At 74.4% G+C, this 10,949-nt stretch carries 9 protein-coding genes; 4 read left to right on the top strand and 5 right to left on the bottom strand.

The features are described 5' to 3' along the window. The coding region (locus ACWEO5_RS15090) for an APC family permease (RefSeq protein ID WP_452162816.1) at window positions 1-1,542 on the bottom strand (1,542 nt) is incomplete at its 3' end. Between the two features lie 141 nt (window positions 1,543-1,683). Between ACWEO5_RS15090 and ACWEO5_RS15085 the strand changes: the two genes are divergently transcribed. Then, window positions 1,684-2,481, top strand: a complete 798-nt coding sequence (locus ACWEO5_RS15085; RefSeq protein WP_452162815.1) for a TetR/AcrR family transcriptional regulator — start codon at window positions 1,684-1,686, stop codon at window positions 2,479-2,481. 96 nt (window positions 2,482-2,577) lie between these two features. Here ACWEO5_RS15085 and ACWEO5_RS15080 read toward each other — a convergent pair whose 3' ends face one another. Then, window positions 2,578-2,988, bottom strand: a complete 411-nt coding sequence (locus tag ACWEO5_RS15080; RefSeq protein WP_452162814.1) for a DUF5958 family protein — start codon at window positions 2,986-2,988, stop codon at window positions 2,578-2,580. Between the two features lie 178 nt (window positions 2,989-3,166). On the opposite strand from ACWEO5_RS15080, the gene ACWEO5_RS15075 reads away from it, so the two are divergent. Together ACWEO5_RS15075 and ACWEO5_RS15070 are read left to right on the top strand one after the other, a co-directional pair. Further along, entirely contained in the window at window positions 3,167-3,847 is a 681-nt protein-coding gene (locus ACWEO5_RS15075; protein ID WP_452162813.1) for a hypothetical protein, read from the top strand. 221 nt (window positions 3,848-4,068) lie between these two features. Then, window positions 4,069-4,599, top strand: a complete 531-nt coding sequence (locus tag ACWEO5_RS15070; protein ID WP_452162812.1) for an NUDIX hydrolase — start codon at window positions 4,069-4,071, stop codon at window positions 4,597-4,599. A 315-nt stretch (window positions 4,600-4,914) separates the two neighbouring features. On the opposite strand, the gene ACWEO5_RS15065 is transcribed toward ACWEO5_RS15070, so the two are convergent. Continuing rightward, complete coding sequence (locus tag ACWEO5_RS15065) at window positions 4,915-8,298, bottom strand: NACHT domain-containing protein (RefSeq protein ID WP_452162811.1); 3,384 nt, start codon at window positions 8,296-8,298, stop codon at window positions 4,915-4,917. Between the two features lie 202 nt (window positions 8,299-8,500). On the opposite strand from ACWEO5_RS15065, the gene ACWEO5_RS15060 reads away from it, so the two are divergent. Further along, window positions 8,501-8,656: a hypothetical protein gene (locus tag ACWEO5_RS15060; protein WP_452162810.1), complete on the top strand. Its 156-nt coding sequence runs from the start codon at window positions 8,501-8,503 to the stop codon at window positions 8,654-8,656. A gap of 39 nt (window positions 8,657-8,695) precedes the next feature. On the opposite strand, the gene ACWEO5_RS15055 is transcribed toward ACWEO5_RS15060, so the two are convergent. Further along, on the bottom strand, window positions 8,696-9,442 hold the full coding sequence (locus tag ACWEO5_RS15055; protein ID WP_452162809.1) for a helix-hairpin-helix domain-containing protein: 747 nt from the start codon (window positions 9,440-9,442) through the stop codon (window positions 8,696-8,698). A 121-nt stretch (window positions 9,443-9,563) separates the two neighbouring features. After that, window positions 9,564-10,820, bottom strand: a complete 1,257-nt coding sequence (locus ACWEO5_RS15050) for a hypothetical protein (protein ID WP_452162808.1) — start codon at window positions 10,818-10,820, stop codon at window positions 9,564-9,566. Between the last annotated feature and the right edge of the window lie 129 nt (window positions 10,821-10,949).

Raw genomic sequence — 10,949 nt, 5'->3', positions numbered from 1 at the left:
GGCGGGGCCGGCGGGGTCGGCGGGGCCGGCGGGGCCGGCGGGGCCGGCGGCGGCCCGGTCGGTGGCGCCGGCGAAGTACGCCGAGCGGCGGACCCAGCGCGACCAGGCGGCGGCGACCAGGCCGGAGGCGATCATCAGGACCGGCACGGTCAGCTCGAACCAACCGTTGTGGGCGGCGAGTTCGAAGTGGTCGGCGGAGTCGTAGAAGGTCCAGGCGAGGTAACCGCCGACCAGCAGCAGCACGACCGCGCCGAACAGCGGGGCGACCACCGCCTTGAGGCCCTCGGCGAGGTCCTCGCGCAGCAGGTGCCGGAAGCGCACCGCGGAGGCGATGGCGACCAGCGCGTAGTAGAGGGCGACGACGATGCCGATGGCGTTGACGGTGGCGGTGATCAGTTCGGTGACGGTCGGGATGGCCAGCGACAGTCCGGCCAGCGCCAGCGAGATGCCGGTGATCAGCCAGGTGCCGGCGGCGGGGGTGCGGTGGCGCGGGTGCAGCCGCGTCCAGACCCTGCCGAGGGTGCCGTCCCGGCCCATCGCGTAGGCGCCGCGGGCGGTGGGGATGACCGCGGCCTGCAGCGAGGCGGCGGCGGAGAAGGTGAGGGCCACCAGGGGCAGCGCGGCCAGCGGCTGGTCGGCGAGCTTCTCGGCGAAGTACGCCAGGCCGGTGGCGCCGTTGTCGGCCAACTCGCCGATCGGCAGCACCCGTTGGAAGGCGGTGCCGGCGAACAGGAACAGCCCGAGCATCAGCAGCAGCGACAGGAAGCCGCCGCGGGTGGCGTCCTTCGGGTCGTGCACCTCCTCGCCGACGCTGAACACCGACTCGAACCCCCAGTAGCAGAACACCGCGAGCACCATGCCCTGGGCGAGCGCCGCCGTCGACGGGATCTCGAACGGGTCGTACCAGGACAGGCTGAACGGCTGGTCGCCCGCGAACAGGCCGTAGCCGCAGAACGCGATCAGCACCGCGTACTCGAAGACCAGCAGGTACCTCTGCAGCTTGGCGGCCAGGTCGAGGCCGCGGACGGCGACCACCGTCGCGGTGAGCAGCACCAGCATGCCGATCAGCGTGCACTGGAGGCTGGAGTCGGGGTCCAGCGCCACGCCGGGCAGCGCGTGCAGGCCCGCCTTGCCGACCAGTTGGATGATCGCCGAGCCGGTGACGGTGGTGGTGTACGCCATGAATACCACGGTGGTGACGATGTTCACCCAGCCGGTGAGGAAGCCCAGCCACGGGTTGAGCGTCTTGCCGACCCAGCGGTAGGAGCTGCCCGCGTCCGGTTCGACCCGGTTGAGCCGCCCGTAGCCGCTGGCGATGCCAAGCACCGGCAGGAAGGCCAGCAGCATGATGGCCGGCAGGTGCAGGCCGACCACGCCCGCCATCAGGCCCAGGCCGATGCCGATCGAGGTGGTGGCCGCCGTGCTGGACGCGGCGATCACCACCACCGCGCCGACCCCGACCGACTTGCGCATCGCGTCCGGGCCCGCGGAGGGGCCGCCGCCGTCGGGGACGGGGCCCCGGTCCTTGACCGTCGTTGCCAAAGGATCACCGCCGAATGGGTGTCGTGGGGAGTCGTGGGGGACCGCCTGCGGGGAAGCCCCGGCGGGAACGCCATGAAACCCCTGCCCCCGTCGAACGTCAATGCTGTTGTCGTAAGGGCGGGTGCCCTAGGCTCACCGGCCATGACCGACCGCACCGACCGCGCTGGACGCCCCGGACGACCCGGACGCCCCGACGGCGTCGACCGCCCCGACGGCATCGACCGCACCGAACACGCCGACCGCGCCGACCGGGTCGTCCCCGAGACCGAGCGCCGCCGGCGGCGTCCCACCAAGCAGGGCACCGTCCTCTCCGAACAGGTCATCGTCGACACCGCGCTGCGCCTGGTCGGCCAGCACGGCGCCCAGGCGTTCACCGTCCGCCGCCTGGGCCTCGCGCTCGGCGCCGACCCCAGCGCGATCTACCGCTACTTCCACAGCGCCGACGACCTGCTACTGGCGGTCGCCGACGAACTGATCGGCCTCGGCCTGAACGGCTGGCGGCCCACCGGCGACTGGCGCGCCGACCTGCGCGAGGTCGGGCTGCGCATCCACGCCCACTCGCTGGCCCACCCGCAGGCCGCCGTGCTCGCCGCGTACCGCACCACCGGCCGGGCCAACGAGATCAGGGCCATCGAGACCATGCTCGGGATACTGCGCGGGGCCGGGTTCCCCGACCCGGACGCGGTCAGCCTCTACCACGCCTTCATCGACCAGGCGCTCGGCTTCGCCGTCCTCGACTCCGCCGCGATCGCCCTGCCCGCCACCGCCCAGCACGCCGACAGCGGCGTCTGGGACACCGCCTACCGCGACCTCTCCCCCGACACCCACCCGCACATCACCGCCACCGCCGACCTGCTCGCCGCCGACATGCGGCGCAGCGCCTACCCGCTGGCCCTCGACCTGCTGCTGGACGCGCTCGCCGCCCGGCTCCCGTCCTGACCCCGCGCCCCGGCCGCGCGGGGCGCCGTGGCAGCATCGGGCCCATGGCCGTCCCGCACCCCGCCGGGCGGACGCCGGAATGTTTCTGACGGTTCGTCAGTCTTCTTTCTCTGCAGTCAGGTTGTGCCAGTGGTGCGAGCAGCCGTCGGCGCAGTGGCCGGCCCGGCGGCGTTCGTCGGCGATCGCGAAGAGCGCGCTCAGCAGGCGGAAGGACGTGATCTGCTCGTCGGCGGGCAGGAAGGCGATCCGCCCCGCGTTCCGGACGCCCCGGGCCAGCATGACGGCCGGGGTGCGGGTCGGCCGGATGCCCGCGCGGCGGATCGCCCCGGGCACGTCGGCGTCCTCGGCCCGGGCCTGGTCGGAGCAGAACCACAGGGCGTACAGCACCACTTGGCGCCGTTCCCTGTCCAGGCCGGCGAACCACTCCAGGCCCTGCTCCGGGGTGCGCGCACCCTGCGCGAGCCGGTTGATCATCAACAGGTCGCCGTCGTCCTTCGGCTGCCGCACGCCGTCCGCCTCTCCCCGTGCCGTCCGCGTCGCGCCATCCAAGCAGTCGGCCGTGGCGGCGCGCCGCCGGTTTTCCCGGTGGGCGCCCCGACCGCGGGCCCGCCCTCCCGCCGGCTGCGGCGTACCCGCTGGTGGACGCGGCGTTCGAGCGCGGAAGGCCGTCCGGTACGGTCGGGGCGTGATCGAGGACATGGCGGGTCGAGGTTCGGTGTGGTGGACGGTCGCCAAGGAGCGGGTGGTCGCCTGCTGGTGGCAGCTACTCGTGGTGGAACTGCTGCACCTGGTCGCGCTGTCCGTGCTGAGCAGCATCGTGGCCGGGGCCGGGGCGGCCGAGTCGGCCGAGACGGTGCTGATGTTCGTGATCGGCGCGGTGCTCGGGGCCTGGCGCTGGTCGGCCCGGCTGCGGCTGCTGAACGGCGAGGGCGACCTGGTGCGGGCGCTGCGGACGGCGGGCTCCCCCGTGCTGCGGCTGGCCCTGCTCAGCTCCGCGGTGAACCTGTACGGGCTGACCTGGGTGGCGTCGACGCTGTTCTGGGGCGACGACTCGCTGGTGCGCTCGCTGAGCCTGCCGCTGTTCCCGGTCAGCCTGTTCCTGGCCGCGGCGTTCGCGCTGCTGCCGATGGCCGTCCTGCTGGAGGGCCGCGGCTTCGGCCGCGCCTGGCACCTGCTGCGCGACGACCGGCGCTCCGCGCTGCGGATCGTGCTGGTGATCCTGGGCCAGGCGGTGCTGTCCGTGGTACTGCCGAACTCGATGCTGTCCCTGCTGATCGACCCGGCCGTCGCGGTGCTGCTGTTCGCGTCCTACCGGCTCTCCCTGGACGAGGAGAAGTCCCCTTCCGGCCCCGGGAAGGCTTCCTGACGGTCCGTCAAGTTTTTTGCAGGATCCGTGCGGCGACGGCCGCGCGTCGGACACCGCACTGCGGGCCGGGCGCCGAGCAGGGGCGGCGCGGGGCCGTCGGGGCCTGGGAGCCCACCGAGTGACCCGCCCGGTTGGCGGGAATGGGCCGCCGGTCGGCCCGTTCCCGCCAACCACCCTGGCATGAAAGGGAGTTCGCCGGACGGAGGGCTATGGTCGGAGCCATGACCCCTCACCCGCACGGCACTTCACGCATCCTGCGCAGCACCTCGCGCGTCCTGCTGCTCGACCACCGGGACCGGCTGCTGCTGCTCTGCTCCCGTGATCCGAGGCCGGCCGGCGGCCGCTGGTGGTTCACCGTCGGCGGGGGCACCGAGGAGGGTGAGGACCAATTGGCTGCCGCCGTCCGGGAGTTGCGCGAGGAGACCGGGCTCGAACTGCCCGGCGAGCGCCTCGGGCCGCCGGTGTGGACCCGCACCGCCGACTTCACCTTCGACGGCCGCCCCTTCCGGCAGTGGGAGGAGTACCGCCTGCTGCGCCTGACCGCCGCCGAGGCCGCCGCCGTCCGGGTCGACCCGGACGAGGCCAGGTTCGGCCACCACTGGTGGAGCGTCGAGGAGTTGGCTGGCACCGACCAGACCGTCCGCCCCCGCGACCTGGCCGTCCTGCTGCCCGGCCTGCTCCGCGACGGCCCCGGCCCGGCCCCGCTCGACCTCGGCCTGGTCGACGATGACGACGACCAGGTCCACCACTGACGTCCGGCACGGGCGGACCCGGCGCGGCTGCGCGCCGCCCGCAGGACATCGGCCCGTCGGCGGGGCGCGGGGACGGCACCGGTCGTGCCGCTCGCCCACGGCGCCGGACCGCCGCCGGCGGAGGCGAGGACACCGGCGATCAGTTCCAGCAGTTCAGGCTCGTCGCGGGTGACCCGGCACTCCGGCACCCTTCGGCGGTCCCGCTCCGCGAGCGGCCGGGCCGGCCCCGGGCAGGAGGCGGAGCCGCCCGACTCCGGGCGGCCTCCTCCGGACCCCTCGTACGGCGAACGTTTCACCGTACGGGAGGTGCTTGCGTCAACGCCGGGAGGAGAGAAGGGTCATGCCGGTGGCGAGGCGGCGCAGCAGTGCGAGGCGGGTCACCGGGCGGGGCGGGCCCAGCAGGGTGAGGGTCCGCCGCATCCGGGACCGCACGCTCTCGTCGGGTTCCGCCGCCAGCAGGTCGCCGAGCTCCTCGGTCGTCGCGCCGGTGGCGGCGAGGCCCTGGAAGCGGACCCAGCGGTCGTCCGGGGTGTCGTCCACGGTGCCGTCGACGGCCCAGGGCGCGCGGAACAGCGCCACGCAGCGGGGGTCCTCGAACCACCACTGGCCGAGCGCCCGCCGCGCGTAGCGCCGCACCTCCGGCGCGGGGTCGTCGGCGGCCCGCTCCAGCAGCAGCTCGGGCAGGTCGGTCCCGTCCGGCCGGCGCCGGAGGAACCAGGCCAGGGCCGTCCGCCGGTTGGCGGGCGCCGGGTCGTACCTGAGCGCCCCGTGGATGAGGGCTGCCACCCGGGCATCGCCGGGCCGGTCACCGAGGACGTCGAGCACTTCATGGCGGAGTTCGTCGTCGGGCTCCACTGCGGCGCGGTCGAGCAGGAGGTCGAGGAGGTCCGGATCGGTCGGGTCTGTGCCGACCCGGATGAGGGAGAAGGCCAACGACCGGTCCTCGACCGACTCGGCCGACCCGAAGGCGTCCACGACCATGGCGCGGTCCTCCGGGTGCCGGTCCAGTCGGTTACGCACATGGTGCCGCCGCCACGACGGCATCCGAGCAATGATCGGGTCGTCGAGCAGCGGTTCCATACCGTCGCACAACGGCTTCCGGTCACCATCTCGCCAGGCCCGGACGGCCGTCTCCAACGCCGCCTCGCCCGGTGCCGAATCCACCGACCGATGATCCGTCACGCCCCGGGCTGCCAGCGACTGCGAGCCGACCGCCCGGCCCTCCTTGAGCAACTTGGCGGCCACCTCACGAACAATCGAGTCCGGATCGTGGGCGGCCCGGTTCCGGAGGAGCGCCTGCACGGTGGCCGTACCGCGGTCGTCGAGTTCCGTCCTGGCGAGCATCACGAGCAGGATGTAGCGTGCCCAGTGTTGCGCGTGGTGCGTCACTTGATCGACCACCGCGTCGAGGACACCGGGGGCGGCGTTCCACAGACGCAACACCCTGGCCATCACGTCGCTGAACCATATCGGCGACGATGTATCGGCCAGGCCGAGGACGGCGTCGGGATCGTCCAGGAGCGCGCTCGCCAGTACGGCGCCGATGCTGTCGTCTCCCTTCTCGTACCCCCAGAGGGCGTACCACCGGAGGTAGCGTCGCCGCCCGGTCCACTGCGGGCCGAATCCCGCGAGGGCAGCGGGCGAGACTCCGTAGTTCCAACCGTCCTGATCGAGGTACTGGGTGACCGTGTCGATGGCCTGGTTGCTCAGGTCTGCCAGAACGGCGATCTTCTTCACCTCGGCGAGCACGCGCAGCGCGAGCCCCAACTCTCGTGCCCCGCGCCGCTTCTGCCGGGCCCGGTGCAACCGGAGCAGGCCGTCGACCAGTGCTCCGGTGTCGCGTTCGCGGAGCTGGCCGGCGACCAGCAGGAGGACCTCGTGCCAACTCGGGTCTCCGGCACGCGGGATGAGCACCTCGCCGACCAACTCCCCCGGGGTCCACTCGCGTTCGTGCTCGTAGCGGTGGACGAGGTCGTCGGCGGCCAGGTACTCCAGGAAGGTCCGGTGCACGAAGCCGTACACGCCGCCGCCGTAGCGGGCCAGGATGAAGTTGCGTTCGCGGAGCTGGCCGATCATGGCGCGGGCGGCGGGGCGGGCCCGGTCGGGGGCGACGTCGCACAACTGGAGGTAGTCGCGGAAGAGTTCCTCGACGGCGCGTTCGTGGACGTGGTTGCCGGAGATGCCGTCGCGGCCCTCCTGCATGTGGCGGGCGAGCAGGCGGAGCAGTTCGAGGCGCTCTTCCTGGCCGAGGACTTCGAGGGTCTCGGCGACGGCGGGCGGGAGGTGGGCGGTGAGGTGTTTGGCGTCGCGGTCCCAGCGGGCGACGAGGACGGTGACGGCGTGCCGGTAGACGCCGTGGCGGTCGCGCGGGAGCGTCTGGCGGCGGCCGAGGATGGCGAGGATGGTGAGCAGCAGCGGGTTGCCGGCGAGTTCGCGGACCGGGCGCGACCGGGTGAGGGCGTCGCCGAGCCGGGTGACCAGGGTGGCGGCGTCGGCGGGGCGGCCGGGGCAGGAGGTGGCGTACCAGCGGCGGGCGAAGGCGGTGATCTGCCCGTCGTCGAGGTCCTGGAGCATGTGGTGGGTGAACCCGGCGGCGTCGAGCACCGCGCGGTGGTAGCCGACGGTGCGGGAGGTGACCAGGATCCGGCAGTGCGGGTAGCGGGCGGCGAAGGCGGCGATCCGGCGGGCGGTGGCGGTCCGGACCTCGGGGTCGAAGAGCTCGTCGAGGCCGTCGAAGACCACCAGCGCGCGGCCGTCGGCGAGCAGGGGCCGCAGGATCTCCGGGGGCGGGGCCAGGCCCTCGGTGCGGGCCAGGTGGGCGAGGAAATCCTCGAAGGTCGACTGGCGCCACTCCTCCTGGGCGTACGTCCGCAGTTCGACGACCAGCGGAACGTGGCCGACGAGCGGGGCGAGCGGTTCCGCGCCGTCGAGTTCGGCGCCGGTGAGGGCGAGGGCGAGGAAGTGCGCGAGGGTCGACTTTCCGGCGCCCGGGTCGCCGAGCAGGACGGCCCGGCGGGCGTCGTCGCGCGCCAGGACGGCCAGGACGGGTTCGCTGGGCCGCTGCCGGTAGGCGTCCCGGATCTCCGCCAGCCGGTCCGGGTCGATGCCGGGCGGCAACTGCTCGGCCGACAGTTCGCCGCCCTCCAGCAGCCGCTGCCGCAGCTCCTGGGACAGCTCCACCTGCGGCGGGTCGACCCGGACCGAGGGCGGGACGAAGACCTCGCGCAGTTCGACGACGGGCTGCTCGCCCTGGTCGTGGTCGGGGGTGAGGATCTCCAGGTCGAGGCGGCCGTACGTCTCGACCACCCGGCGGGCGTACGCCTGGAGGGCGGCAGCTGCCTGCGGCGCCGGGACGGGCTGCGGCGCCGGGACGGACTGCGGCACCGGGAGGGGCTGCGGCGCCGCGTCGAGCGCGGTCTCCAGTGCGATGTGGCGGCGGTTCCACAGCTTCGGTTCGAGCAGCGCGGGCGGCACCGGGCGGGAGGCGGGGGCGCAGTCGCGGCAGGCGTTCAGCAGGGCCCGGACGGCGTTCCAGTCCGGCGTCCGCTGGAAGTCGCCGTTCAGCAGGCGGTACGCGGTGCTCTTGCTGATGGCTCCGGCGCTCGCCCTGGCCAGTTGCTCGTAGCTCGGCCTGTCGGCCGCGCGGTGGACCTCGTTCAGCGCGTCGACGTACCGCTGCCGTGCCTGTTCCGCCACCATGCCCCCGTACCGCCCCGGTCGCCGCCCGCCGTTCCGGAACGTTCCGGGACGTTCCGCGTCGGCGGGCCCATCGTACGGCGGACGCAGGGGAGTTCGGGTGCTCGTCCCGGTTCCTCCCGGTCCGCCCCGCGGTCGGCGGCGGGGGCGGAGGGTGCTCCTCGTCGGCAGTCCGTCCGACTACGAGTGCGAGGGAGTCACGTCCGTGACCGTCGAGTTGATGCTCTTCCTGTTGGCCCTGCTGGTTTTCGCCGGGGTGGTACTGCCGGCCGTCTGGTCGCGGCACGGCTACCGGCGCACCGCCGCGCGGCGGCCGCTCGTGCTGTTGCTGCGGGCGGTGCGGGGGCGGTTCACGCCCTGATCCCCGCGCCCGCCCGGCCCGTCGCCGTCACCGCCGCTGTCACTTCGGCAGGAAGACCGCGTACTCCTTGACCCGGGCGGTCTCGCCCTCGGCGAGCTGGGCGTACACCGCCACCTCGTCGACCGTCCGGAACTGGCCGAGCTCCTCGCGGGCCCGGACCACCCGGGCCGCCGTCTCGGGCGGGAGCGAGCAGTGGGCGGAGATCGCCTCGACCGGGGCGGAGTTGAGGTCGACCAGGCCACCGTCGTCGTAGGGGCCGGTCAGGTCGGGTCGGCCGATCCGCAGTTCGTGCGCCATCACGGCGTCCCGCGCGACCAGGGCCCGGGCCTCCTCGCGCCGGGCCCGGGCGGCGAGGCGGGCCGCCACGACGGGGTCGGCGGAGCCGGGGCCGGTCGGCGGCGGGACGGCCGGGGCGGCCAGGCCGTACACCTCGCGGCGGACCGGGCCGATCTGCACGCAGGCGAACCCGACGGTGCCGATCATGCCGAGCACGAACAGCCCCTCCAGCGCGTCGCCCACTCCGCCGGTGACGTGGCCCTGCGCGTCGTGCGGGACGAAGGAGCTGAGCGTGAACAGCAGGACGACGAGCGCGGCGTAGACCGCCGCGCGGATCCGCAGGCTGCGGCGGTTCAGCCGGGAGGCCGCGTGCAGGAAGGGCAGCGGCGTCAACAGGCCGAACGAGCAGATCATCGCGACGAAGTACCAGGTCCCCTTCGGGCGTCGCGCCGACGGCGGCGCCGGGAAGGGCGGCTGCCCGCCGGGGTGCGGCGGGTGGGGTGCGGTCATGGTGGCGGCTCTCGTCCGGGGCCGGGCCACGCGGGCGGGCGGACCGCGCCGCGTGCCGGGGTGGTACGGCAAGTGACGCCCCATGATAGGGCGTTCGGGACACTTGGGACCGACTCTTCGTTCAGTCGGCGGCGGTGGCGTCGGCCTTGGGGGCGGTGGCGTCGGCCTTGAGGGCGGCTCCGGTCTTGGCTGCGGTGGTTCCGGTCTTGGCTGCGGTGGCGCGCCGCCGGCGGCGGTCGGTGAGGGCGAGCAGGAGCGCGGCGGTGGCGGGGAGCGCGGTCATGGCGCGGAGCAGGCCGCTCTCCGGGTAGGTGTCCTGGCGCAGGTGCAGGGCGAGGTACCCGGCGGCGAGGCCGACGGTGCCGGCGAGGGCGAGCGGGCGGGCGGCGGCGCGGATCCGGCGGTCGGCGAGGGCGGCGAGCCCCACCGACAACGCCCCGGCGGCGGCGAGTCGGGGGTGGGCGAAGCCGAGGCCGTAGCGGACCGCGAGGGCCGGCACCAGGAACAGCACCAGCACCCGGCGCAGCAGGACGGCGAGCGCGGCGGTCCCGGGGCCGGGAGCGGCGGCCGGGGTCGAGGCCGGGGCCGGGCGGCGGTCGTACCCGGTGGCGGCGAGGACCGCCAGGGCGATCAGTATTTCGGACCAACGCCCTTGCAGGTGGCGGAGGTTGTAGAGCAGAGCGGTGTCGTAGACCACCATCACCAGGGTGCCGACGGCCCACAGTTCGGCGGTGAAGCGCAGCAACCCGAGGGTGTCCAGGGGCCGTTCCGCTCCCGGTGCGCGGCGGGCGGCGCGGAGCAGCAGCGGTGCGGTGCACAGTGCCGACAGCGTCCGGATCGCCACGTCCTGGACGGTCCACGGGTTGCGCAGCGCGCACTCGACGACGCCGAACACCAGGGTGTACGAGGCGGCGGCCGTCCACACCGGCGCGGGCGAGCCGAGGACGCGGCGCAGCAGCGCGGGGCTGAGGCGGTGCAGCACGGTCGCGTAGGCCAGCAGCACGAAGGGCAGTTCCAGGAACGCCTGCACCCGCAGCACCGTCGGCGCGAACAGTCCGGGCGCCGGCAGGTGCGCGGCCAGTGCCCGGACCACCGGGTGCCCGGTCGGCTCGGCGAACCACCCGGGCGGCAGGTAGCGGGCGACGTACCCGGCGTCACCGCCGTGCGCCCGCACCAGGTAGGCGCAGCACAGCAGTTGGTTCAGGTAGACCAGTGCGACCACCCCCGCCAGCAGCACCTCCGGCCGGACGGTGGCGGGCGGGCCGCCGACCGGACGGGCCGTGGCGGCGGGCGGGCGCAGGACGCGGGGGCCGAGCAGCAGGGCGGTGCCGGTGGAGCCGAGGACGGCGGCGTCGACCAGCAGCACGGTGGTGGTCATCCGCGGGATGCTACTGCCGGGCGTCGGACCTGGTCACCACCGGGGCGGCACAGGACCCGGCCACCGCCGGAGCGGCACAGGACCCGGCCACCACCGGGGCGGCACAGGACCCGGCCACCGCCGGAGCGG

This window comes from Kitasatospora sp. NPDC004272, from assembly GCF_053603035.1.
Note: the sequence above shows the minus strand (reverse complement) of the source record. Positions and strands in the feature narration are given on the sequence as shown.